Genomic DNA, 24,802 nt, shown 5'->3' with positions numbered 1-24,802 from the left:
CACCCGTGAGCTACCCCTCTCAGACGGCAACGCAGTCCGCACCCGAAGTGCGCACGCGCGACCTGTTACTGCTCGGCGCCGGCCTGATCCTGCTGCTTGGCCGGCGCCGGCCCGATGACGACACCTGGCAAGACTAGACCAGCAGCAGCACCGCATACTCGCGGCCCTCGTCGCGCAGGGCGATGCTGTTGCCCACTTGCGCCACGCCATCGAGCGACAAGCCCGCAGGCCGCCCCTGCGCCTGCTCCACCGTGATGGCATAGCTGCTGGCGCCGAAGCGGTAATGCAGCTTGAAACTGTCCCACTCGGCCGGCATGGTCGGCGCCATGCGCAGCACGTTCGCTTCGCGCGTCAGGCCCAGCAGGGATTCGACGATCAGCCGGTACAGCCAGCCCGACGATCCCGTGTACCAGCTCCAGCCGCCGCGTCCCACGTGCGGCGCGACGGCATACACGTCGGCCGTCACCACATACGGTTCCACCTTGTAGCGCGCCACCGCCTGCGCGTCAGCACCATGGCGCACGGGACTGATCATGCGCAGCAGTTCCCACGCCTTTTCGCCGTCGCCCATGCGGGCAAACGCCATCGCCGTCCAGATGGCCGCATGCGTGTACTGGCCGCCGTTCTCGCGCACGCCGGGCACATAGCCGCGGATGTAGCCGGGATTGAGGTCGGCCTTGTCGAACGGCGGATCGAGCAACTGGATCACGCCGGAATCACGGCGCACCAGGCGCGCATCGACCTGGCGCATGGCGCCGGCCACGCGCTCCTGGTTGGCGGCGCCCGACAGCACGCCCCAGCTTTGCGAAATCGAATCGATCTGGCATTCCTCGTTCGTGTGCGATCCCAGTGGCGTGCCGTCGTCGAAATACGCGCGCCGGTACCACTCGCCATCCCACGCATGTTCCTCGACGTTGGCGGCCAGTTTCACGGCTTCGTCGCGGCAGAACTGGGCGAACGCAGCGTCGCCGCGCAGCAGGGCCACTTCGGCAAAGCGCTGCAGCACTTCGTACAGGAAGAAGGCCAGCCACACGCTCTCGCCCTTGCCGTGTTCGCCCACCTTGTCCATGCCGTCATTCCAGTCGCAGGAACCCATCAACGGCAAACCGTGCACGCCCAGGCGCAGGCCATGGCGGATGGCGCGCACGCAGTGTTCGTACAGGTCGGCCGACTCGCCCGAACGCACGGGCAAGTCGTAATACGAATCCTCTTCCGGCTTGACGGCGCGCCCCTCGATGAAGGGCGCCACTTCCGACAGCACGTTGACGTCGCCCGTGGCGATCACATAACGGCAGGCGGCCAGCGGCAGCCACAGGTAATCATCGGAGCAGTGCGTGCGCACGCCCCGGTCCGACGGCGGATGCCACCAGTGCTGCACGTCGCCCTCGACAAACTGGTGCCCCGCGCACAGCAATAAATGCTTGCGCAGCAGCTGCGGCGCCGTGTGTATCATCGCCATCGCATCTTGCAGCTGGTCGCGGAAACCGTAGGCGCCGCCCGACTGGTAATAGCCGCTGCGCGCCCACAGACGGCAGGCGATGGTCTGGTACATCAGCCAGCCATTGGCGATCACGTCGAGCGACGGATCGGGCGTTTCGATGCGCACGGCGCCCAGAGTACTGTCCCAGTGCGCGCGCACGGCGTCGAGTGCCATGCGCGCCGCTTCCTTGCCCGCGTGGCGCTGCACCATGGTGCTGGCGTCGGCATTGCGGCGCCCGCCCACGCCGAGGATGAAGACGATGTCGCGCTCCTGTCCCGGCTGCAGTTCGAACGGCACCTGAATGGCGGCACACTGGTCCAGTCCCGTGCCCGCCTTGCCGGACAGGCGCACGCGGCGCAGCGCCGCCGGCTGCGCCAGGCTGCCATTGCGGCCGATGAATTCATTGCGGTCGCAGGTGATGGAGCGGATGCTCGCGTCGGTATTGAAAAAGCCGACGCGGCCCGAAAACTCCGTGTTGTAGTTATTGCGCGCAAACAGGGCGCCGCTGATCGTGTCGATCTCGGTGGCCACGTGCATGCCGGACTTGGCGCGCAAGTCGGCCATCACCCATTCCACGTAACCGGTGACGGACAGGCGGCGCGGCACGCCGCTGTCGTTGCGCACCTTGATCACCGAATATTTGACGGCCGCATCGAGCGCCACATAGGTGCACAATTCCGTGGCGATGCCGCCTTCGCTATGTTCAAACACGCTGTAGCCGAAGCCGTGGCGCGTGACGTAATCGCCGCTGCCGCGCGCGGGCAGCGACGAGGGCGACCAGAACTGGCCGCTTTGCTCGTCACGCACATAAAACGCTTCGCCGGACAGGTCGGACACAGGATCGTTCTGCCATGGCGTGAGGCGAAATTCATGTGCATTCTCGCTCCACGTATATGCCTGCCCCGCTTCCGATACCACCGTGCCGAATTGCGCATTGGCCAGCACGTTCGACCACGGTGCCGGCGTCTGCTTGCCTTCTGCCGTGGTGATCACGTATTCGCGCCCATCGGGCGTAAAACCGCCGAGGCCATTTTCCAGAATCAGCTCGCGCTCTGGCGCGCGGTGCGGCACGCCGCCCTGTTCGCGGGCCGGATCCTGCAGCAGCGGCGGCATGCGCAGCACGGGGCTCGGTGGACGCTTGACCTGCTCGGCCAGGGTGCCGCGCAAGTCGCTGATGATGGCGCGCGCCACCGATTGCAGCAAGATGCGGTCTTCGTTGGCGATCTGCTCGGCCAGGCGCACGAAAATGCCGCCCGGGCGGTCGATCGCTTGCGCGTCGATGCCCGAGGCGATCAGGCCCATGATCTGGTCGTGCAGCAGCTGGCGGTAGCCCGACTGTTCTTCGTACCAGATCACCAGGTCGACGATCAATCCCTTCAGGCGCCAGTAGGCGTGCGCCTGCACCATCTGGCGCGCCAGTTCGATATTGGCCGCGTCGCGTATCTGCAGCAGCACGATGGGCAGGTCGCCGGAAATGGCATACGCCCACAGGCCGGACTGGCCGCGCTGGTTTTTGATCAGGATGCTGGCCTCGGCGCGCAGGGCCGCATTCGGATAGATCACGGCATTGGCCAGGCGCGCATACAGCTGCGCGTCCGCTTCGCTGGCATTCAACTGGCGCAGCACCACCTGGCTGTGCGTCCAGGCCAGCTCGAACACGCGGTCGGCCAGATGGCGGTCCTGGTACTTGTCGATCAGGTGCAGGGCCGCCTCGCGCTGCTCCACCATGCCGGTCACGCTGTCGACCGTCACAGCTTGGTCGGGTTCGAGCGTGATGACGTAGCGGATGGCCACGATGGGGTCGAGCACGGAGCCGTGGCCGCCACTGAGCGGGCCACCTTCCTGCAGCGCCTGCGGCAGCTGCGCCGTGTTGCCGCGGCCGATGAAGCGCGCGCGGTCCGTTTCGAACGATACTTCATAGCGCTCGATATCGTGCACCGTCATTACATGCAGCAGCCACGGCATCTGCTCCTCTTTCGAGCGGGGCCGGCGCGTGCATAAAATCGCCTTTTCATGCGCGAGGATTTCCGTCTGCACGAACAGCTTGCTGAACGCAGGATGGGCCGCGTCGGCCGCCGCCGGCGCCATCACCACTTCGGCAAAGCTGGTGATCTCGATGCGCCGCTGGCGGTTCGAATTATTGCTGATGCGCGTGCGGCGGATTTCAATGTCGTCCTCGGGCGAGACGACGATTTCCGTGTACAGGTCGAGGCCATGGTCGGCGCGGCGGAACTCGGCCCGCCCTTCGGAAAAAATCACTTCGTATTTCTTCGGTTCGGCCAGGGTGGGCTGGTACATGGTGGACCAGACTGCGCCGTCATCGAGGTCGCGCAGGTAGCAGAAATTGCCCCAGTTATCGCGCGTGCTGTCTTCGCGCCAGCGCGTCACGGACAGGTCTTTCCAGCGGCTGTAACTGCCGCCCGCATTGCTCACCATGACGTGGTAGCGGCCATTCGACAGCAGCTGCGTTTCCGGCACGGCGCTGTTGGCTTGCGTAAGGATGCGCATCGGCATGGCCTGCTCGGGCGCGCCGCTGCGCAGCACCGCCAGTTCGGCCGTGTTCGAGTAAAACGCGCCGGCCTGCGGCGTGCGTTCCTGCAGCACCAGCAAGGCCGATTGCAGCAGCGGATCGGACTCGAAACGGCGCTGCATCGGGCGGTCGTGCAGCAAATAGCTGAGGGCCAGAAAACCCATGCCCTGGTGGTGCACCATGAAGGAGCGGATGATGGCGCTGCCCTGCCCGCGCGGCAGGCGCGCCGTGGTGAAATCGATGGCTTCAAAAAAGCCGTAGCGGCCCATGTAGCCGGCCGCCTGCATGCGCTGCAGGTTCTGGCATGACGCTTCCGGCTGCACCATCAGGCCCATCATGCTGGCATATGGCGCCACCACCAGGTCGTCGGCCAGGCCCCGCTTCAGGCCCAGCCCCGGCACGCCAAAGGCGCGATATTGATAGTTCAAACTGGCGTCGACCGTGTTGTAGCCGGACTCGGAAATCCCCCACGGCACATCGCGCTGGCGCCCGTAATCGATCTGCGCCTCGATGACGGAGTGGTAGGTCTGGTCGAGCAGGGTATTCGGGTAGTTCGGCATCACCAGCAGTGGCATCAGGTACTCGAACATCGAGCCGCTCCACGACAGCAGCACGGGCTGGCCAGCCACCATGCACAGCTGGCGGCCCAGGGCGAACCAGTGCTCCTGCGGCAGCTGGCCCTGGGCGATGGCGATGAAGCTGGCCAGGCGCACTTCGGAAGCCAATAAGTCGTAGTAGCTGGGGTCCAGGCGCCGTTCGCTGACGTTGTAGCCGATGGCCAGCAGTTTTGTCGCCGGGTTGTACAGGAAGCCATATTCGATCTGCGCGAAGTCGCGCGCCTGGCCCGCTGCGTGGGCGATGTCGCGCATGTGGCGGCCCGCCTGTTCGCGGCCCTGCGCCAGCAGCACCGCCAGTTCGGGCGGCGTGCCTTCCGGCGCTTCCAGGTTGGCCAGTTCGCGCAGGGTCGGCACGCGCATCAGCGTCGCATCGACGCCCGCGTGTGCCGCCCACGGCGCCAGTTGCAGCAACTCGGCCAGCGCCGCGCGGCACTGGCGCGCCAAGGCTCCCGCCCACATGGACAGGTCGCCATCCTCGCTTTGCAAGGTCAGCGACAGCAGCGCATCGGCCGCACCATTCGCGGCGGCGAGATAGGCATGCCATTCGGCCAGGCTGGCGGGCGCGGCCTGCGCCTGCAGCAGGGTCATGCTCTCGCGCATGGCCTTGCCCTCGCCTTCGGCGGCGATGAATTCCTGCAGCACCTGCGCCGTCGTGCGGATGCCCTGCACGATCTGCACGCCGATGATGGGAGTGTCGTACAGTTCCACCAGGCCCGGCTGCAAGGTCAGCAGATGGCCGGCCAGGTTGCCGCTGTCGACGGTCGAGATATACATCGGCTGCAGCGCCTTGAGCGTTTGCGTGTCGTACCAGTTATAGAAATGGCCCTGGAAGCGTTCCAGCTCGCCCATGCTGTGCAGGGTGGCGCGGCTGCGCTCGATCAGCTGGCCCAGGGTGAGATAGCCGAAATCGTAGGCCGTCAGGTTGGCCAGCAGCGCCAGGCCGATATTCGTCGGCGAGGTGCGGTGCGCCACCACCAAATTCGGATGCTCCTGCATGTTATCGGGCGGCAGCCAGTGGTCGTCCGGCCCGACGAAGGTATCGAAATACGCCCAGGTCTTGCGCGCCACGCCATGCAAAAAACGTCCCTGCTCGGCCGACAGGCGCGCCACGGCCCGTTCGATGGGGCGGCTGATCCACCAGGCGATGGCGGGGGCGGCCAGCCATAGCAGCAGCACCACGGCGGCGGCCGGCAAGGCCTCGGGGCGCCAGTGGAGCAAGGCGCCGAAGGTGGCCAGCGCCAGCGCGGGCGAGTACCACATGGCGCGCCAGCTGTCGGCCTGCGAACCTGACGATACATGCAGGTTCGAGGCGCGCCAGTCGAGCAAATGCTTGTGCGACACGCCCAGGCGCCACAGGGTGCGGACGATGGCGTCCAGGCTGATCCACGCTTCGTACGGCAGGAAGACGAGGGTCAGCATGGCGTGCGAAAACTGCACGCCGCAGCGCCGCTCGAAGGCGGCCAGGTGCTGGCGCCACAAGGTGTCGCGCGGTTTGCGCAGCAGATCGTACAGGGCCGAAAAAACGGGCGGCAGGAAGATGATGGCCAGCACGGCCGCGCTCCAGAAGGCCACGTGCGGCAAAAAGCCCCATACCAGCAGCAGCGACACAGTAGTGGCGGGCGCCACGACGCTGCGGCGCAGGTTGTCGAACAGCTTCCAGCGCGACAGCATCGACAAGGGATTGCGTTCGCGCTTGCCGGCGCGGCCCGGCACCCGGCCCAGCAGCCAGCCGACCAGCTGCCAGTCGCCGCGTATCCAGCGCTGGCGGCGGCTCACGTCGGCGTCGTAGCGGGCCGGATATTCCTCGTACAGCTGCGAGTCGCTCAAGAGGCCCGCGCGCAAATAACAGCCTTCCAGCAGATCGTGGCTGAGGATTTTATTGTCAGGCAGGCGCTGGCCCAGCACACGCTCGAACATGTCGAGATCGTAGATGCCCTTGCCGATGAACGAGCCTTCATAAAACACGTCCTGGTACAGGTCGGAGACGGTGCGCGTGTACGGGTCGATGCCCGGTTCGCCGCCGCACAGCAGCTCGTAGCGCGAGGCGTTTGCGCTGGGCAGCGCCACGGCCACGCGCGGCTGCAGGATGCCGTAGCCGGCCACCACGCGCGTGCCGGCAGCGTCCAGCACGGGGCGGTTCAGCGGGTGCATCATGGTGGCGATGAATTCGCGTGCCGCGTCGCGCGGCAGCTGCGTATCCGTGTCGAGCGTGATCACGTATTTGATCGTGCGCAGACCGCGCAACTCGCCTTCCACCAGCGAGAATTTGTCGCGCGCGCCGCCGCGCAAAAACGCGTGCAGGTCGGACAATTTGCCGCGCTTGCGCTCCTGCCCCATCCACGCATTCTGCTGCGAATTCCACAGGCGCGGACGGTGCAGCAGCAGGAACGGCCCCACATGGCCCAGCTCCTCGGGGTCGGCGGGGTCGCCGTTTTCCTTGAACTCGACGCCCTCCACGCGGTACTTCTCGTTCAGGGCGCGGATGGTCTCCTGCGCCTGGCGCAGCAGGGCTTCATCACCGGGCATCGTTTGCGCCTCGGCGTCGACGAAGTCCGTCAGCAGGCAGAAACGCAGGTTCGGGTCGCGGTTGGCGAGATAGCGCACTTCCAGCGCCTCGCACAGGGCCGCCACATTTTCCTGGCTGTAGATCAGGGTCGGCACGACGACGATGCCGCGCGCATCGGATGGAATGCCGGCCTGGTAATCCATGCGCGGCAGCGGATGCGGCGACGTCATCAGGGTCGCCAGCCAGTTCACCACGGCGACAGACAGCTGGCTGCTGCCCAGCAGCGCCAGCGCGCCCAGCGCCGCCAGGGGCCAGCCCTGCACGCCATGGCGCACGGCGCGCTCGAGCAGCAAGGCACTCGTCGCCAGGCTCAGGAAGCAGATGGCGCCCAGGTAGACGGCCAGCGGCGCGGCGCGCGCCGTATGCTGCAGCGCTTCGACGAACGGCAGCCTGGCGCCGGCCTGCTTTTCCAGCACCAGCACGCCGCGCCCCACCAGGTAAAAGCCGATGTGGCCGCGGCGCGCGTCATTGCCGTTGCCATGCGTGTGCGCCAGCTGCACCACCATCTCGGCCACCTCCACTTCGCTACGCGCGCTGCGTTTGGCGATGCGTTCGATGGCGTGGCGGTAGCTGTCGCGCGTGGCGAAATCCATCAAGCCATAGGTGCCGGCCGGGTCCAGGCGCAAGGTTTGCTCGACCACGCTCATGGTCTCGACGAATTCCTGCCAATCCATGGTGCCGAGAAAACGCAGGCTGCCGATGCTGTTGGCGATCGACACCTGGTCGGCCGCCTGCTGCCCGATCTCGGACTGGATCTGCTGCTCGATGGTGAGGCCCGACTCGGCCAGCTTGTGCGTCAGCCACGACAGCGCCAGGGTCAGCGAGGAACTTTGTCCCTGCAGGCGGCGCGACAATTCGGCCACGAAAGCGCTGGTCATCGGCGGATTCGAACGGGCCATGTCGGCCACCAGCAGGATCAAGCCGCTGGGATTGCGCTCGGCGATCTCCGTCATCTGGTCGGCCCAGGTATTGGCCAGGTCGCGCTGCATGCGGTCGTCGGCCACGCGCACGGCGACGCGGCGCAGGTTTTCGATCAGGGCCAGGCGCAGCATGATGGGCACGGCCCACAGCTCGCCCAGGGTCAGGGTGGCCACGTCCTGGTAAGCCTCGACGAAGTGGCACAGGTTTTCCAGGTCGACCCTGCCATCGCCATGCGAGATGATTTCCAGCGCAATTTTATACACGCGCGGACAGCCCGCATCCGCGCCGGAGGTCAGCCGTGGCAACTCCTTGCTGTAGTTCTTCGGCAAGTGGCGCCGCGTGGTGCGGATCTGCTCTTCGATCAGATAGAAATTATCGAGCAGCCATTCTGACGCGGGCGTGACCTGGCGTCCGCTTTTGACGGTCGCCGTCAGCTCGTTGACGGTGGCCGTGATGAGGGCCGCATTGTCGGCCAGGCGCGCCAGCAAGCGGTCGCGGCCGTGGTGCCGCCCTACCGCATGGCCGGCGGCCACGTGCTTGCCGTGGGCGGCCATCTGCATGGCGCTGAATAATTCGGAACGCAGGGGCAAGGCATCGTCGCGCGCGGCGTCGAAGGTGTCCGGTGCAAGGGAGTGGTCGCGGAAGATTTCTTTAACTTTGGAAATCTGTTCCTTGATCTGCTGCGTGACAACTGCTGTGTACTCTTTCAACTTGGGCCTCGCTAGGTGCGCGCAGGCAACCAGCGGCCACCGTCACGCTGGCCCAGTCTGGAAGAACACGATCGGACACTGGCGAAGACGGAAAGCGAAGCGCCGGAGCGTTGCGACGAATCTCAGGGTATAGGGAGATTTTCTGAACTTCATCGTAGGAGGGCGACGCAGGCAAGACCGTGCGCTAGCGTACATAGCTAGCGCTTTGGCAGCGTGTCGGCAAAGAAATTTGCAGACTGGACAGTGAAAAAATGCCGCAAGGAAACGAATAGCTTGCTCCGTGCCGGTGATGGCACGGAGCAATATTTCAAGGAGGAAATTTCAAGATGCTCAGGCCGCGATGGCCAGCGGGTGGCGCGTCGCTTCCGCCATCGCCATGCCGCCGTTCAGTTGCCATGCGGCGCCATGACCGAGGCGACGCAGGCAGGCGCTGGCGCGCGCGCTGCGGTTGCCGCTGCGGCAGAAAAAGACCAGCGGGCGCTGTGGCTGCTGCAGCCATGCGGCCACCTGTCCCGCCAGCCGGCTCAGCGGCACGCTGCGCACCTCGCAACCCTCGAATACCGTGCCGGCGCACGCCGCGTGTTCATACGCTTCGCGTACGTCGACGAGGATGGCGTCGGGATGCTGGCGCAGGAAGGCGGGCAAGGCGGCCGCATCGAGCTGGAATTCGGCGGACGGCACGCTACCGTCCTGCACGCTGTGCACGGTGCCGCAAATACTGCCGTCGTCGCCTGACACGCACAGCACGGTGTCTGGCGTCAGCAGCGCCGCATCCAGCAGGGGCGTCAAGGCGTCGGGCGCCAGGGTGCCGATGAAGGCGAAGCGCTGCTCCAGCAAATACACATGGTTATCACCGCATTCGATGCGGCGCAAACGCTGCTGGCCCAGTGCCAGTTCACCATCGATATCGACGTGACCGACTTGTTCGATCTCGAGTTCCTGCAGCAAGGCCAGGCGCGCCACGCCATGGTCGGCTGGCGCCGTCGTGTGCACGATGGCGCGCAAGGCCAGGTGCTGGCAGCGGATGAAGGCGGCCAGGCGCGGCACGAGCGCGGCGACAGGGTCGATGACGACGCAACTGGCGCTGGCAGCGTCGCTGAGCAGCCAGGTGCACTGGCCATCGACGCTCAACTGAATCACGCCATCCTGCGGCGATGGCGCCAGCGCCGACGGCAACAGGCAACTGCTGCGCAGCGCTTCACCGCAGCGCTCGATGCGCGCGCACGCGGCGGTAATGGTCGCCGCGTCAATCAGAGGGCCGAACGACAAACGGATGGCCGAGCTGGCGCGCCATTGCGGCACGTGCATCGCTTCCAGAACATAACTGGGGAGCGCTTTGGCGGCGGAACAGGCGCTGCCCGAGCTGACGCGCACGCGCGCCGCGTCGAACAGGTCCAGCAATTCTTTCGAGGACAGGCCCGGCACGGAAAAATTGAGCGTCGTCGACAACGACAAGTCGAACGGCATATTGAACACGATGCCGGGGAAAGCGCGTTCCAGGCTGGCCACCAGCTGCTCGCGGAACGCGGCCAGGTCGGCGTGGCTGCGGAAGGTCTTGCCATCGTCGAGCGCGGCCAGCACGGCGCCCAGGGCGGCGATGCCGGCCATGTTTTCCGTGCCCGAGCGCAAGCCCGCTTCCTGACCACCGCCCATCATCAAGGGCGTAAACGGCGCACCCGCGCGCACGTACAGCATGCCGATGCCCTTCGGCGCATACAGCTTGTGGCCGGAAAACGGCGCGTAATCAATGCGCGTGGCGGCCAGGTTCAGTTTCAGCTTGCCCAGCGCCTGCACGCAATCGACCATCCAGTAGGCATCCGCGCCGCGCTCCTGCAGCAGCTGGGCGATGGCGGACAAATCGCTGACGACGCCCGTTTCATTATTCGCCGCCATCGTGCACAGCATGGCGGCGTCGCCGATCAGCGCATCGAGCGCCTGCAGATCGTGGCGTCCCTGCGCATCGACGGGCAGCTTGCGCACTTCCAGGTTCAGGCCCAGCAAGCGGTTCCAGTGCGCCAGGCTTTCCGGCACGGCCTTGTGCTCGGTCGCGCCATACAGCAGCAGGCTGCCGATGCGCTTGCCCGCAGCGCGCCGTTCGCGCAGCGCGCACAGGGCCGACAGCACGGCCGTCTGGATGCCTTCGGTGGCGCCGCTGTTGAACATCAGGCGGCCGTCGCCCACGCCCAGCAAGCCGCTGGCGCGCCGGCGCACGCCATCCATCATGGCCTTGGCCTGCAATCCCGTCGCGTGGATGCTGCTGGGATTGCCATAGCCCTGCTCCATCGCTTGCCGGGCGGCGGCAACGGCGGCGGGCAGCACGCAAGTGGTGGCATTGCTGTCGAGGTAGATTTCTTTCATGATGGCAGTCTGAATATTCTATAAAAAAAGAGTGCAGCGCAGGCGGCTGGGACATATGGATAGTCTACCGGCCTGCCTCCGTGAAGATATGCCAAAAAATGCTGCAAACAAGGTACCATGCAGCATGTTTATGCCACAAAATACGGAATAACAAAATGAATTCACCAAGTACTCAGCTCGACAAATTCGACTGCGCCATCCTCGCCGCCCTGCAGCAGGACGGCACCTTGTCGATCGCCGCCCTCAGCGAGAAGATCGGCTTGTCCAGCACGCCGTGCTGGAAGCGGGTCAAGCGCCTGGAGGAAGAGGGCTATATCGAGAGCCGCGTGGCCATCGTCAACCGGCAAAAAGTGGGCTTGCCCGTGACCGTCTTCGTCAGCGTGCGCACGGGACAGCACGATGAAAAATGGCTGCGCCGCTTCGCCGCCGCCGTCATCGTCTTGCCCGAGGTACAGGAATTTCACCGCATGAGCGGCGACATCGACTACCTGCTGAAAGTCGTCACCACCGACATCAAGGGCTACGACACGTTTTATAAAAAGCTCATCAAGGCCGTGCAATTGACGGGCGTGTCGTCCGCCTTCTCCATGGAACAAATCAAGTGCAGCACGGAATTGCCGCTGGAATTGATCGCTCACGGCTTGCCTGCCTGAACGTTTTTCCGCGCAGTACGGATGCGCATGAAAGTTGCGCATGTTAATATCCTGCAATCGTTGCCGCACAGCAACGCTCATCAATTAAATACGGCATTCTCCCCATATCGCCACCCTATCGGTCGCTATACTGCGCACTTGCCTGTGCATGTCCGGCACCCTCTGCCAGGCGCGCGGGCCCATTCCCAGGGTCGTCCATGCATCTGCTTCGTCACCTCTCCATTCAGAAAAAATTGATGTTCAGCATGGGCTTATGCTTGCTGCTGTTCATGGGCATTTCCTCTTTCCTCAGCGTGCGCATGAGCAGCGACTATGTGCGCGAACGCGTCGTCGGCCAGGAACTGCCGGCCCAGGTGGGCGAGATCCGCAACGACGTGCTGCGCCAGATCAGCCAGCCGCTATCGGTGGTGCAGACGATGGCCAATGATGTCTTCCTGCAAGACTGGGAAGATGCGGACCTGGCGGAAAACGGCCTGGTCACGTTCCAGCGCTATGCCCGCATGCTCAAGGAAAAAAACAAGGCGGCCGTCGTCAGCTGGAGTTCACAAGCGGCGTCCAGGTACATGACCGATGCGGGCCTGATCCGTACGCTGGACAAGCAGCTGCCAGCCGATCACTGGTTCTTCAGCATGCTCGATGAAAACAAACAGCACACGATCAATCTGGACCGCGATCCGGCCTCGGGCAGTTTCATGCTGTTCCTGAACGCACGGGGCCAGACGGCCGGCGGCAAGGCCGTCATTGCCGGCATGGGCCTGAGCGTCGACGCCATGGCCGAGACCATCCGTAGCTACAAGGTCGGCCAGACGGGCCATGTTTACCTGGTACGCGCCGACGGCAACCTGCTGATCCACCGCGATCCCGCCCTGGCCGACGGCAAGCATCAATTGAAAGACTTGCCCGGTTTCAATGAAGCATTGAGCAAGACTCTGCTGACCGGCAACAAATACGCCTATGCCAGTTATGCGGCGCCGGCCGGCAAGCAGCTCGTGGCCGCCTCTTTCGTGCCGGAATTGAATCTGTATGTGATGGCCGAAGTGCCGGAAGCGGAAGTGTTGGGCAACGTCACGCGTTCGGCCCTGATCGCCGCCCTGATCGCCGGCCTCGTCGGTGGCGGCATCGCCCTGCTCATCATTTATGTCATCAGCCGCGCCATTGCCGGCCCCGTCGCGCGGGCGGCCGACATGCTCAGCGAAATCGCCAGCGGCAATGGCGACCTGAGCCGCCGCATGCCCGTTGAATCGGAAGACGAGGTCGGCGCGCTGGCTGCCGCCTTCAACCGCTTCGTCGCGTCGCTGAACGTGACGATACGCGAAGTTCGCGACAGTACGGGCTCCATTGCGAGCGCATCGAGCCAGATCGCGTCGGGCAACCTGGACTTGTCGGCGCGCACGGAAGCCCAGGCGTCGAGCCTGGAAGAGACGGCGGCGGCCATGGAAGAACTGACGTCGACCGTGAAACAGAACGCGGACAATGCGCGCCAGGCCAATCAGCTGGTGGTGTCAGCCTCGAGCCACGCCGTCAAGGGTGGTGAAGTGGTGGGACAAGTGGTGCAGACGATGGGCGCGATTACGGAAAGTTCACGCAAGATCGCCGATATTATCGGCGTGATCGACGGCATTGCCTTTCAAACCAATATCCTCGCCCTGAACGCTGCCGTCGAGGCGGCCCGCGCGGGCGAACAGGGCCGCGGCTTTGCCGTGGTGGCCACCGAGGTGCGCAATCTGGCACAGAGGTCAAGCCAGGCGGCCAAGGAAATCAAGGATTTGATCGTCGATTCGGGCAGCAAGGTGGAAGCGGGCAGCAAGCTGGTCGACTCGGCCGGTGCCACCATGCAGGACATCGTTGTCTCCGTGCAAAGAGTCGCCGATCTGATGGGAGAGATCGCTTCGGCCAGCCAGGAGCAAAGCCAGGGTATCGCGCAAGTCAATGCCACAGTGACGCAAATGGATGATGCCACCCAGCAAAACGCGGCCCTGGTGGAAGAAGCGGCGGCGGCGGCCCAGTCCTTGCAAGACCAGGCAGGCCGGCTGGCGCACGTGGTCAGCGTCTTCAAGCTGGAAGAATCCGGGCATGCGGCGCAGCCCCAGCCTCGGCAGCCGGCGCACCAGCCCAGACTGCCCACGCCATCGCGCCCGGCAGCGCCGGCCAGCGATGCGTGGGAAGAGTTTTAAAGGGGATTAAATCGCCGGCGCTTTCACGCTGGCCGCTTGTTTGAAGAAATCATAAATGCCGCTCTCGCTCATGCGGCGGGCATTCGCCAGTTCGCCGCCCTTGGTGGCGTACAGCACTTGATTATTATCGCTCGAGACGAGCACGGCAGCCGGGATGCCTTTCTTGAGCGGATTGCCATAGGCGTGCGCCACGTCCAGGTTATGGTCGAAGTTACCCACGTCGACCTTGACGACCTTGAACTGCTGCTGCATCAACTCGGCGTTCTTGCCTTCCTTCAATGCCTTGTCGAGCGCGCGGCAATCCTCGCACCAGTTGGCGCCAAAGATCAGCAAGACAGGCACGTGGGCCGCCTTCGCTTCGGCCAGCGCGCGGGCCACGTCGGCCTTGGCGTCGGCTGCCGCGTTGTACGGCAAATGCGGCGTGGCGACAGGGTTGCTCGGCGTTGGGGCAGCGGCAATGGCGGTGCCGGCAAGCAGCAGGCTGGCAAGGAAAATAGAAAAGCGCATGCGGGCTCCTGAGAGAAATCGTTGGGACCAGCTGAACAGCTGTCAGCTAGTGTGATTGTCTAGAATATGCGTACCTGTAGGAAATATCCACCATTTAATTGCACTGTGCTTATGCGGAAAACATATAAGCACGTATCAGCGCCAACAAGGAGTAGCCGCTTGAGCATGCCAGATACCCTGCCCCCGACCTTGTCCGGCGCCGCGCGCATGCTGCGCAGCGCCTATCCCGGCGGCATGCCAGACACGGCGTATTTCCCCGTGCTGGCCCTGCTGTACGAACACTTTTCCGACCGCAACCTGGCCGAGCTGATGGCCGCTGTCACGCACAAGGATGCGGCGACGGTCCTCAATGACATCTATGCCTGCGCCAGCAGCAAGCCGGCGCCGTCCGCCGTGGCAGCTGCCAGGAGCTTGCTGGAACAACACGGCCTGCATGCCGTCTGCGCCGAGGATTAATGCCCGCAGGCAGCGAAATGGAACGCATGGGATAATATTGGGCTCAGACTGAGCAACGCGGCCCGAACGCGCCCTCCCCCATGACGACTTCTTTCCTGGCACGCTGGCTGCCGCAACCGAACAACGGCAGCCGCCGCGAACAATTACGCGCCTGCGCGGGCGCCATCTGCGGCTTGCTGCTGACGGGCCTGATCTGCCATTTCCTGCTGGCCCCCGACAGTGCCAGCGTCTACCTGATCGCGCCCATGGGCGCTTCGGCCGTGCTGCTGTTCTGCCTGCCGGCCAGCCCGCTGGCACAACCGTGGTCCGTGGTGGGCGGCAACGTCGTCTCCGGCCTGGTCGGCATGGCCTGCGTGAAATGGCTGGGATCGAGCGTGGGCGTGGCGGCGCTGGCCGCCTGCCTGGCCATCGGCGCCATGTTTGCCCTGCGCTGTTTGCATCCACCGGGCGGCGCCGTGGCGCTCACCACCGTCGTTGGCGGCGCCAGCGTGCATGCGGCCGGCTTTGAATTCGTCTTCATTACCGTGCTGTTCAATTCCGCCGTGCTGGTCGCTTGCGCCGTGCTGTACAACAACCTGACGGGACGCCGCTACCCGCACATCCAGCAGCTGGTGGCGCCGCATCCGCACGCCACCAAGGATGACGTGCCCAGCAACCGCCTGGGCTTTTCGCCGGACGACCTCGATGCCGTCCTGCGCCAGCACAGCGAAGTGCTCGACATCAGCCGCGATGATTTGCAAGCGATCTTCCTGCAAACGGAAATGCGCGCCTACCAGCGCCGCTTCGGCGTCGTCACCTGCGCCGACATCATGTCGAAAGACGTGCTCAGCGTGGAATTCGGCACGCCGCTCGATGTGGCCTGGCGCACCATGCGCGAGCACCAGGTGGGCGCCCTGCCCGTGCTGAACCGCGCGCGCCGCGTCATCGGCATCATCACGCAGACGGATTTCCTGCGCCATGGCGGCCTCGACGATTATCAAGGCATGCGCCAGCGCCTGCGCGGCCTGCTGCAGCGCAGCGGCCTGTCCCATAGCGACAAGCCGGAAGTGGTGGGCCAGCTGATGACGCCGTCGCCGCACACGGCCCGCCTGGGCACGCCCATCATCGATTTGGTCCCCCTGATGGCCGACGCCGGCTACCACCATATTCCCATCCTCGACGATGAAGAACGCCTGGCCGGCATCATCAGCCAATCCGACCTGATGGCGGCCCTGTACGAAAGCCGCTTTGCCGAGGCCGCCGCATGACGCCATTCCAGGCGCTGCTGACCGGCCCCGATGGCGGCCCGGCCGGCACGGCCGTCAGCGCGCATTTTTTCGGTGCGCAGTTGGCCATCGATGCGCCCGGCTATAACGTCGACGTGGCGCAGCTGGTCGTCAGCGTGGGCGGTGTCGACGGACCGGAACTGTTCCTGAACTGGCTCGACGACCAAGGCCGGCAAGCGTCGCTGAAACCGCTGACCGCGAGCGACATCGCCATCGTCTTGCGCGAAGCGCCGGCCGCGCTGCAGCCGCAACTGCAACGCCTGTGGGGCGAGCGCCAGCGCAACCGGCGACAAGTATCGGGCTGGCTGGCCGGCTTGACGGGCGCGACCGTCGTCGCGGCCGCCCTGCTGTGGTGGCAAGGCGGCCATGCCATCGGCGCGTTGGCAGGATTAATCCCTTTGTCGACGGAAAAACAGCTGGGCGAACTGGCCCTGTCGCAAGTGCGCGCGCAAGGCGGCATCAGCGAAAGCGGTGTGGCGCAGCAGACGGTGCAGGAGATCGGCCGCAAGCTGACGGCCGGTTCGCGCTACCAATACCGCTGGCTGATCAAGAACGACGACACGGTCAACGCGTTTGCCATGCCCGGCGGCATCATCGTCGTGCATACAGGCTTGCTGCGTCAGGCAGCCGATCCGAGCGAACTGGCCGGCGTGCTGGCGCATGAAGTGCAGCACGTGGAGCAGCGCCATTCGCTGCGGCAAATGATCAGCAGCCTGGGCTGGGGTGCCCTCGTGGGCGTGACCATCGGCGACATCAGCGCCGTGGCCGCCATGCTGGCGCACCAGGCCGGCACCCTGTATTTCAGCCGCGACATGGAAGAAGAGGCGGACCGCCGCGGTTTGCTCGCCTTGCAGCGCGCACACATCCGTCCCGATGGCATGCTCAGCTTTTTCCAGAAGCTCGATGACAAGGACAAGGCCAAGGTGCCCGACTGGATTTCTTCGCACCCGCAAACGGCGGCGCGCGCGCAGCAGATCCGCAGCCTGATCGCCGCCACGCCCTGCCCCGCCTGCCTGCCCTTGACCAGCAGCCACTGGCAAGCGATGAAAGCGGCCTTGCCGCCTACGGCAAAATAGCAACATTCCCCTCGTACAATTTATCCAAACGTACTGGGCAATGGCGTATGCTTACGCCCCGGCTGCTCCATCGCGACCGGCCACCCCGACCCACAACGCCTCCGTTCATACCCTCCTTACAAAGGACTTCGCGCATGAAGCATCGTTTTGCCGCCGGCACCCTCGGCACCCTGGCCATCTCTCTGTTGCTCGCCCATGCGCCCATGGCGCAAGCGGCCCAGTCCGCAGCCAAAAGCGTGGCCGTCAGCGCGCCGCAAGCCAAGCAGCGGTTGCAGGTCGTGGCCGATCAGTACTACGATGCGCTGGCCCGTTTCGAGCCGATCAACGCCACCGAGAGCGGCGACAACCGTTTTGACGACCAGCTCGGTTCAGCCATCGTGCCCGCCGCGCGCGCCAAACAGTTCGCGCTGTACCGCCAGTACCAGAAGACGCTGCGCAGCATTGCCCGCGCGCAGCTGTCGCACCAGGACCAGATCAACTACGATATCCTCGACTATGAACTGGCCACGGCGCTGAGCTTCGAGCGCTTCCCCGAATACCTGCTGCCCTTGAACCAGATGGACAGCATGCCCGTCACCCTGGCCAATTATGCGGGTGGCGAGGCATCGCAGCCTTTGACCACCGTCAAGGAGTATGACGCTTACCTGAGCCGTATCGGCCAGTTGCCGGGCTGGATAGACCAGGCCATCTCCAATATGCGCGTCGGCATGCAAAAAGGCATCGTGCTGCCGAAGGCGCTGACGGAATCGGCCCTGCCGCAATTCAAGAAACTCGTCAGCGCCACGCCGCAAGACAGCGTCTATTACACGCCCATCAAGAACTTGCCGGCCAGCTTTTCCGCCGCGGACAAGGCGCGCCTGACGCAAACCTACACCGTCATCATCGAAGCCAAGCTGATGCCTGCGCTGCAGCGCCTGTCCACCTTCATGGAACGCGATTACCTGCCAGCCAGCCGCGCGAGCAGCGGCTGGAGCGCCCTGCCCGATGGGGCTGCCTGGTACCAGGCGCGCGTGGCCAGCAGCACCACGACGGATCTGAAACCGGAGCAGATCCACGCCATCGGCCTGAAGGAAGTGGCGCGCATCCAGGAACAATATGCGATCGTGGGCCCGAAGATGGGCTACAACGGCCCGGCCGCCGGCCTGCCCGTGTGGGTGTCGCAGCAGGAAAAATTCCGCCCGTTCAAGACGGAACAGGAAGTGCTCGACGTCTATCGCAAGCTGAACGTGCTGCTGGACAGCAAATTGCCAGCCCTGTTCACCCTGGTGCCGAAGGCGCCGCTGGACTTGCGCCTGGAACCTGAACTGAGCCGCGACACGGCCGCCGACCACTACACGGCGCCGGCCGCCGATGGTTCGCGCCCCGGCGTATTCTGGTCCGTCGTCACGGATCCGAAACTGTATGGCGACACGGGCATGACCACCCTGTTCCTGCACGAAGGTAAACCGGGCCACCATTTCCATCTGGCGCTGGTGCAAGAGATGGACTTGCCGAACTTCCGCCGTTTCGGCGGCAACAATGCCTTCACGGAAGGCTGGGCCCTGTATGCGGAAACCCTGGGCAAGGAAATGGGCCTGTTCGAGGATCCGGCCCAGTATTTCGGCCACTTGAATGACGAGATGCTGCGCGCCGTGCGCTTGGTGGTCGACACGGGCTTGCACACCAAGGGCTGGACGCGCGAACAGACGATCAAGTACATGCGCGACACCCTCGGCTATGACGCCGTGGCGAAAAGCGAGACGGAACGCTACATGGCCTGGCCGGGCCAGGCGCTGGGCTACAAGATCGGTTCGCTGAAAATCGTCGAACTGCGCCAGCGCGCGCAGCAGGCGCTGGGCGACAAGTTCAGCCTGCCGAAGTTCCACGAAGTCGTGCTGAGCGACGGCACCCTGCCCCTGAAACTGCTGGAAGCCAAGGTCGACCGGTGGATCGCCCAGCAGAAGTAAATTAAGCCCCTCCCGCAATAGCGGCAGCGCCAGTCCGGGCTGCCGTTTTTTTCGTGCCGATATTTGATCTGGCGCAGTTCCAGCGCATCTCGCGCACGCCTGCCGGAACGCGTACCAGACCATGCTGCCTAATTCCCATACATAGAAGGGAGGCAGCATGCAAAACGAAGACATTAGCGATGGCGCCACGGCCAGGCCGCACGCATGGCAAGCGTCAATGGAGATACCCGATGATGCTGGCGCATCGGCCCATGGCCATGACGCCATTCTTCATTACACGAGCACGCGCGGCCAGGCCGATGGACGGCTGCAGCGGCACATTCCCGACGCTACCGCGCACGGCAACCATGCCATGATCAGGGCACTTGGCTGGCTCAGCATCGGCCTGGGCCTGGCCCAGTTAGTGGCGCCGCAGGGCCTGGCGCGGGCCAGCGGCTTGCGCGGCGTCTCGTCCTTCTGGATACGCGCCATCGGCTTGCGCGAAATGGCTTGCGGCGTGGCCTTGCTGCGCGGAGAAACCCGGCCGGCATGGCGCTGGTCGCGCATCGCCGGCGACGCCATGGACCTGTCGCTGCTGGGTGTGGCCATGGCCAGCCGGCGCAATGCGCGCACGCGGCTGGCGGCGACGGCAGCCGTGGTGGCGGGCGTGACGGCCATCGACTATATCGCCAGCGCACAACTGGCGCCGCGCAAGTTGAGCGAATTGCCCGCCCCCGGCGAAGCGGGACTGGCGCTGCAAAAGAGCGTCATCGTCAACCGTTCCGCCGACGATTGCTACCGCGCCTGGCGCGACCTGGAAAACTTGCCCCGCTTCATGCCGGGCCTGCAATCGGTGCAGGTAATCGATGCGCACCGCTCGCGCTGGAACAGCGTCGAAGGCGTATGGATAGGCGAACTGACGCAAGAGCGTCCAGGCCAGGGCATGCGCTGGCGCGCGGCGGAAAACCATGCGGAAACAGGAGCGCTGGAACTGTCGCCCGCACCCGACGGACGCGGCACCGTGGTGACCATGCAGCTGCACATGCAGCCGCCGGCCGGCAAGGTGGGCACTGCCGTGGCCGGCCTGTTCAGCCAGGCGCCCGCCTACCAGATCGAAACCACCTTGCGCCGCTTCAAGCAGTGGATGGAAACGGGCGAGGTCAGCACCACCGAGGGCCAGCCGTCGGGCAAGCGCAGTTTCAAGACGCGCTTGCTGCACAAGGCTGGCGGCACGGCACTGGCCCCTCGGCCGCAAGCAAACGGAGGTGTGTCATGAAAGCCAATTGCTGGCACGGCAAGCGCGACGTACGGATCGAACAGGTGCCCGATCCCGCCATCCTCAATCCCGGCGACGCCATCATCAAAGTCAGTTCCACGGCCATCTGCGGCTCCGACTTGCACCTCTACAATGGCGTCGTGCCCAGTATGGAGCAGGGCGACATCCTCGGCCATGAGTTCATGGGCGAAGTGGTGGAAACGGGCTCCGCGGTACGCAAGCTCAAGGTAGGAGATCGGGTAGTGGTGCCGTTTCCCATTGCCTGCGGACGCTGCTTCTTTTGCGAACAACAGCTGTACTCGGTGTGCGAGAATTCCAATCCCAATGCCTACATGGCAGAAAAGATGTGGGGCCACTCGGGCGCGGGCATCTTTGGTTATTCCCATTTGACGGGCGGCTACGCGGGCGGCCAGGCCGAATATGTGCGCGTGCCGTTTGCCGACGTCGGCCCCATCAAGGTGCCGGACGAGCTCAAGGATGAACAGGTGCTGTTCCTCTCGGACATACTGCCGACCGGCTACATGGCGGCCGAAGCCTGCGCCATCACGCCAGGACAGGTGGTGGCCGTGTGGGGTTGCGGCCCGGTGGGACAGTTCGCCATCCAGAGCGCTCTCCTGCTCGGTGCCGAACGCGTCATCGCCATCGACCATTACCCGGAACGCCTGCGCATGGCGCGCGAACTGTCCGGTGCGGAAACCCTGCATTTCGATGCGGTGGACGTGCCCGATGCCCTGCGTGAAATAACGGGAGGACGGGGACCCGATGCCTGTATCGATGCCGTCGGCATGGAAGCGCACGGTTCCGGCATCAGCTATATCTACGACCGCCTCAAGCAGACGATGAAACTGGAATCGGACCGTCCCACGGCCCTGCGCGAAGCCTTGATGGCATGCCGCAATGGCGGCGTCGTCTCGGTACCGGGCGCATATGGCGGCTTCAGCGACAAGATCCCGTTTGGCTCCATCATGAACCGTTCATTGACCATCAAGACGGGGCAGACACACGTGCAGCGCTACATGCAGCCGCTGCTGGAACGGATACAACGGGGCGAACTCGATCCCGGCGCCATCATTTCCCACCACTTGACCCTGGACGAAGCGCCGCATGGCTACGAGATCTTCCAGAAGAAACAGGAGCAATGCATCAAGGTGGTGCTGCATCCCGGCCCCTGATCGGCGCTGGCAGACACGCTGGCAGGCAACGCGGCCGGGGCAGACGAGCAATGCGCTGATCTCAGACGAGCTCAGACGAGCAGCGCGGCGCTCATCGAACGCACTTCCTCGTTTGACTCGGCCAGGATGCTTTGCAGGGTTTCGTTATCGATAATGAAATCGATGACGGAATCGGAGGGTGTGAGCATTTCCACGTACGTCACCTGCAAGGGCGACTGCACGGGCGACAGTTGTTTGGCCAACAATAAGGTGTCGAGCAGGGAGTCGGGCGGGATCGATAGCAAGCCATCGCGCAAGCCTTCGATGGCTTCGCTGACGGCTCGCGGGATCAAGAGCTTCTTCATGACTTCGCGGGAAATGATTTCTTCGGCCGATTCCATCCAGTGATCGGCATCGTCGTCGAGCAGGCCGGGGAATTCATCGGCGCGCGACAGCAGGTAAAAGCCGCCCACCTCATGCACGATGCCGGCGAACAGCGCCGTGTCGGCATCGACGTGCGTCACGCGGCGGGCCAGCACGTGCGCCAGCGCCGCCACATGGGCCGTGTGCTCCCACAACTGGGTCGCCTTCTGGCGCAAGACGGGATCGATGATCTTGCTGCCGAACTGGCGCACCACCATGGCCGCCACCAGCGCGTACAGATTGCGGTAACCCATGCGCATGACGGCGGCGCGCACGCTGGTCACAGGCGCCGCATCGCCGCGGCTGTACACGGCCGAGTTGGCCAGCGCGACCGTGCGCGCCGCCAGCAAGGGCTCGGCCAATACCAGCTTGATCGCATGGTCGATATGGCAGTCCGGTTCAGCCAGGGCCAATTGCAATTGCAATGCGGAATTAACACTCGTGGGAAATGTTAATTCTCCGCGCACCGCCTGGGAAACAATTAAACCGAAAGCCTGTAGTTTATTCATCATACGATCAATCCGCCTCAGATATTATTCTGGCCAACAATTTCATGCATCGGAAATTGAATGCCAGGCCCGGCCTTTAGAATACAGATGGCATGTCATTCGCTTGTAATGAAGAATCAGGCAATGCCAGCGCATGCAATAGCGTTTCATCGCCGATCACAAACAACTTCGGCTGCTGTAATACCTGCAGCAGAAATGGCTGGCCTTCGCGCAGCCGCCGGCGATAATCGGCCAGCGTATATAGGTTGGGATTGATTTTACGCCTTAAGGTTCGCTCGGCCGGGGCCAATCCCGTCAACAGATCGCCATAATTGGCTTCTTCGCCCACCAGCAGCAAATCGATGGCACTGCCAGGCATGTCCTGCCCCTTCGCCGTGGCGCCCGACACGAATGCCAGGTGCAACTGCGCACGCAAGGGAGCCAGGGTCATGCTGAGCACGCCGACGATGCCGAAGGTTTTCTGCACCAGTCCGCTCAATTCCGGATACACGAGGCTTTCCTTGTTGGGCCAGAAGCGCCGCACATTGCCGATCCGCTCCGACGTGATCAGCCCGGAATCATGCAGGCGACGCAATTCGCGCTGCGCCGACGCGCTGCCCAATCCCGTCAAGCGCATGATCTCGTTCAAGTGAAAACCTTCATTCACGCGGACAAAGAGCAGTCCCAGCAGTTTCTGCTGGGCGGGAGTAAACAGGGCTTGGGCAATCATGTGCCAGATATTAGCATGAGCACGCCGAAAATTGGCGTGGCATGCGTGCTTTTGCTATGCGACAACAGAGTGTGCCGGCAGGACGGCATCGTGCATAATCGCCATGGTTGCGCACTGCCGATCGATCGGAAAACGGCGTGCCCTCTCACACTCGCAGTTGCCAATGAACCATACTTTCAGGGGAACACTTGTATGTCATCAACCACCAGCAGCGTGGTCGGGTTTGTCGGAGGACAGCTTGATACGGCGGCCTTTGAACACCTTTTATATGAAGACGCAGAAACAGAGCGCCTGTTGTCGGCGCAGCCGGCGCCCAGGTATGCGCATGCGGGGCACACGCTGTATCACTATCTGATATCGCTCGACCTGCACAATCCGGCGGATGTGCTGAACGCGCAGGGCGCCCTGGCCGAGTTTTTGCACGCCGCCGGCATTCCGCTATGCGTCTCGGAAAAGCCTGGCCAGCTGCACGCGCTTTTGCTGGCGGCGCAACCGAAGTGGCTGGATGTGGATCTGGCCTATGTGGCGGCACTGCTGGACAAGGCACCGCCGCATGCGAAAAAAAGTGAACGGACGCAGTGGCTGCGGGCGCAATTGCTCGCGTTATTTCGCTATGCGAAGAAGCCGCCCCGCTGGCTGCAAGCGCCGAGCTGGCCCATCGAGGCGGACGGTCCGCTGGTATTTCTGGGGCAACTCCCGGTGGACGGCTGTTTTCATGACGACGCCGCCGTCTATGTGTTTTACGATGCCAGCAAAAAAGAGTGCCGGTCAATACTGCAGACTTGCTGACGCCATAGCGTCCCTGGGTGCGGCGTCCTGTTTGCGTGTGCGCTGGAAGGCCGCAGTCATGGACATAAAAGAACGGCACCAGGAATTTCTCCCTGGTGCCGTTCTTATCAGCGAACAGCGCAGATGCATATATTTAATAAGTTAAATAATTAATGAATGACCGTTGAATGGCATACGCAATAAATCTTTTCTATTACCTGAAATTTCCATCAATTAAATGATTAAAAATTCCCAGGAAAATAAAGCGGACGACATCCATGCGATTGCAATTAACTATAAATTGTACGCTGCTTGATAAAGATGACGCTTCGTCGTGTGTTGCCGGGTTTCGATAGCCAAAAGATCGTCGGTAGTTTCCCCGGCCAGGGTGGCTTTATCAGTCAGCAGCAGTGCTTGACGCTCTTCCACTTCCCACGCTTCTTTTCTTTGCGTGCGCGGTGGAAGGCCGCAGTAACGGACATAAAAAAACGGCACCCGAAAGTGCCGTTTTTTGTCAGCTAGCAGCGTAGATTACGCTTCGTCGCCGTGGTGTTGCTGGGTTTCGATGGCCAGCAGGTCGTCGGTGGTTTCACCGGCCAGAGTGGCTTTATCGGTCAGCAGCAGTGCTTGACGCTCTTCCACTTCCCACGCTTCTTTCTCTTTGCGTGCGCGGTGGAAGGCCGCAGTAACGGACATAAAAAAAACGGCACCCGAAGGTGCCGTTCTTG

General features: G+C 63.6%; 16 protein-coding genes. 10 read left to right on the top strand and 6 right to left on the bottom strand.

Annotation, left to right across the window (positions count from 1 at the left end):
- Positions 1–5: 5 nt before the first annotated feature.
- Complete coding sequence (locus HWE17_RS28570; RefSeq protein WP_255206081.1) at positions 6–137, top strand: hypothetical protein; 132 nt, start codon at positions 6–8, stop codon at positions 135–137.
- On the opposite strand, the gene HWE17_RS02095 is transcribed toward HWE17_RS28570, so the two are convergent.
- Together HWE17_RS02095 and HWE17_RS02090 are read right to left on the bottom strand one after the other, a co-directional pair.
- Positions 134–8,824, bottom strand: coding sequence for a glucoamylase family protein (locus HWE17_RS02095; protein ID WP_369681700.1), 8,691 nt, complete (start codon positions 8,822–8,824; stop codon positions 134–136). The genes HWE17_RS28570 and HWE17_RS02095 overlap by 4 nt on opposite strands.
- A 330-nt stretch (positions 8,825–9,154) precedes the next feature.
- Positions 9,155–11,182: an aminotransferase class V-fold PLP-dependent enzyme gene (locus HWE17_RS02090; RefSeq protein ID WP_176387666.1), complete on the bottom strand. Its 2,028-nt coding sequence runs from the start codon at positions 11,180–11,182 to the stop codon at positions 9,155–9,157.
- Between the two features lie 155 nt (positions 11,183–11,337).
- On the opposite strand from HWE17_RS02090, the gene HWE17_RS02085 reads away from it, so the two are divergent.
- Complete coding sequence (locus HWE17_RS02085) at positions 11,338–11,835, top strand: Lrp/AsnC family transcriptional regulator (protein WP_035823969.1); 498 nt, start codon at positions 11,338–11,340, stop codon at positions 11,833–11,835.
- 197 nt (positions 11,836–12,032) lie between these two features.
- Positions 12,033–14,009: a methyl-accepting chemotaxis protein gene (locus HWE17_RS02080; protein ID WP_176387665.1), complete on the top strand. Its 1,977-nt coding sequence runs from the start codon at positions 12,033–12,035 to the stop codon at positions 14,007–14,009.
- A 6-nt stretch (positions 14,010–14,015) separates the two neighbouring features.
- Here the strand turns inward: HWE17_RS02080 and HWE17_RS02075 are convergent, their stop codons facing one another.
- Positions 14,016–14,516 carry a co-chaperone YbbN gene (locus HWE17_RS02075; protein WP_035823964.1) on the bottom strand — a complete coding sequence of 167 codons (501 nt, stop codon included), beginning with the start codon at positions 14,514–14,516 and terminating at the stop codon, positions 14,016–14,018.
- 165 nt (positions 14,517–14,681) lie between these two features.
- Between HWE17_RS02075 and HWE17_RS02070 the strand changes: the two genes are divergently transcribed.
- The 6 genes from HWE17_RS02070 to HWE17_RS02045 all read left to right on the top strand — a co-directional run bounded on the left by HWE17_RS02070 (position 14,682) and on the right by HWE17_RS02045 (position 21,686).
- Positions 14,682–14,972 (top strand): DUF3349 domain-containing protein, encoded by a 291-nt coding sequence (locus HWE17_RS02070; protein WP_235211849.1) that lies wholly within the window; start codon positions 14,682–14,684, stop codon positions 14,970–14,972.
- 80 nt (positions 14,973–15,052) lie between these two features.
- Positions 15,053–16,219, top strand: a complete 1,167-nt coding sequence (locus HWE17_RS02065) for an HPP family protein (protein ID WP_176387664.1) — start codon at positions 15,053–15,055, stop codon at positions 16,217–16,219.
- The gene (locus HWE17_RS02060) at positions 16,216–17,313 is read left to right on the top strand and encodes a M48 family metallopeptidase (protein ID WP_176387663.1); all 1,098 of its coding nucleotides are present in this window, start codon (positions 16,216–16,218) and stop codon (positions 17,311–17,313) included. The genes HWE17_RS02065 and HWE17_RS02060 overlap by 4 nt, the downstream gene beginning before the upstream one ends.
- A gap of 134 nt (positions 17,314–17,447) precedes the next feature.
- The gene (locus HWE17_RS02055) at positions 17,448–19,259 is read left to right on the top strand and encodes a DUF885 family protein (protein WP_099401266.1); all 1,812 of its coding nucleotides are present in this window, start codon (positions 17,448–17,450) and stop codon (positions 19,257–19,259) included.
- Positions 19,260–19,416: 157 nt separating this feature from the next.
- Positions 19,417–20,514, top strand: coding sequence for an SRPBCC family protein (locus tag HWE17_RS02050; RefSeq protein ID WP_176387662.1), 1,098 nt, complete (start codon positions 19,417–19,419; stop codon positions 20,512–20,514).
- On the top strand, positions 20,511–21,686 hold the full coding sequence (locus HWE17_RS02045) for a zinc-dependent alcohol dehydrogenase (RefSeq protein ID WP_176387661.1): 1,176 nt from the start codon (positions 20,511–20,513) through the stop codon (positions 21,684–21,686). The genes HWE17_RS02050 and HWE17_RS02045 overlap by 4 nt, the downstream gene beginning before the upstream one ends.
- A 71-nt stretch (positions 21,687–21,757) precedes the next feature.
- On the opposite strand, the gene HWE17_RS02040 is transcribed toward HWE17_RS02045, so the two are convergent.
- Both HWE17_RS02040 and HWE17_RS02035 read right to left on the bottom strand, forming a co-directional pair.
- Positions 21,758–22,597 carry an HDOD domain-containing protein gene (locus HWE17_RS02040; protein WP_035828534.1) on the bottom strand — a complete coding sequence of 280 codons (840 nt, stop codon included), beginning with the start codon at positions 22,595–22,597 and terminating at the stop codon, positions 21,758–21,760.
- A gap of 76 nt (positions 22,598–22,673) precedes the next feature.
- The gene (locus HWE17_RS02035) at positions 22,674–23,213 is read right to left on the bottom strand and encodes an ArsR family transcriptional regulator (RefSeq protein WP_255206090.1); all 540 of its coding nucleotides are present in this window, start codon (positions 23,211–23,213) and stop codon (positions 22,674–22,676) included.
- Positions 23,214–23,225: 12 nt separating this feature from the next.
- On the opposite strand from HWE17_RS02035, the gene HWE17_RS02030 reads away from it, so the two are divergent.
- Entirely contained in the window at positions 23,226–24,095 is an 870-nt protein-coding gene (locus HWE17_RS02030) for a hypothetical protein (RefSeq protein WP_176387627.1), read from the top strand.
- Between the two features lie 510 nt (positions 24,096–24,605).
- Here the strand turns inward: HWE17_RS02030 and HWE17_RS02025 are convergent.
- Positions 24,606–24,770, bottom strand: a complete 165-nt coding sequence (locus HWE17_RS02025; protein ID WP_176387660.1) for a hypothetical protein — start codon at positions 24,768–24,770, stop codon at positions 24,606–24,608.
- Positions 24,771–24,802: the final 32 nt, after the last annotated feature.

Origin of the sequence: Janthinobacterium sp. BJB401 (assembly GCF_013372745.1) — a bacterium.
GTDB lineage: Bacteria > Pseudomonadota > Gammaproteobacteria > Burkholderiales > Burkholderiaceae_D > Janthinobacterium > Janthinobacterium rivuli.
The sequence above is the reverse complement of the archived record's forward strand: the minus strand, read 5'-3'. Positions and strand labels throughout refer to the sequence as shown.

Coding starts and splice junctions, on each gene's coding strand:
- HWE17_RS02035 (WP_255206090.1), bottom strand. CDS start 23,213: ATGCGCTTGACGGGATTGGGCAGCGCGTCGGCGCAGCGCGAATTGCGT.
- HWE17_RS02075 (WP_035823964.1), bottom strand. CDS start 14,516: ATGCGCTTTTCTATTTTCCTTGCCAGCCTGCTGCTTGCCGGCACCGCC.
- HWE17_RS02070 (WP_235211849.1), top strand. CDS start 14,682: ATGCCAGATACCCTGCCCCCGACCTTGTCCGGCGCCGCGCGCATGCTG.
- HWE17_RS02040 (WP_035828534.1), bottom strand. CDS start 22,597: ATGAATAAACTACAGGCTTTCGGTTTAATTGTTTCCCAGGCGGTGCGC.
- HWE17_RS02055 (WP_099401266.1), top strand. CDS start 17,448: ATGAAGCATCGTTTTGCCGCCGGCACCCTCGGCACCCTGGCCATCTCT.
- HWE17_RS02080 (WP_176387665.1), top strand. CDS start 12,033: ATGCATCTGCTTCGTCACCTCTCCATTCAGAAAAAATTGATGTTCAGC.
- HWE17_RS02045 (WP_176387661.1), top strand. CDS start 20,511: ATGAAAGCCAATTGCTGGCACGGCAAGCGCGACGTACGGATCGAACAG.
- HWE17_RS02060 (WP_176387663.1), top strand. CDS start 16,216: ATGACGCCATTCCAGGCGCTGCTGACCGGCCCCGATGGCGGCCCGGCC.
- HWE17_RS02065 (WP_176387664.1), top strand. CDS start 15,053: ATGACGACTTCTTTCCTGGCACGCTGGCTGCCGCAACCGAACAACGGC.
- HWE17_RS02085 (WP_035823969.1), top strand. CDS start 11,338: ATGAATTCACCAAGTACTCAGCTCGACAAATTCGACTGCGCCATCCTC.
- HWE17_RS02090 (WP_176387666.1), bottom strand. CDS start 11,182: ATGAAAGAAATCTACCTCGACAGCAATGCCACCACTTGCGTGCTGCCC.
- HWE17_RS02050 (WP_176387662.1), top strand. CDS start 19,417: ATGCAAAACGAAGACATTAGCGATGGCGCCACGGCCAGGCCGCACGCA.
- HWE17_RS02025 (WP_176387660.1), bottom strand. CDS start 24,770: ATGTCCGTTACTGCGGCCTTCCACCGCGCACGCAAAGAGAAAGAAGCG.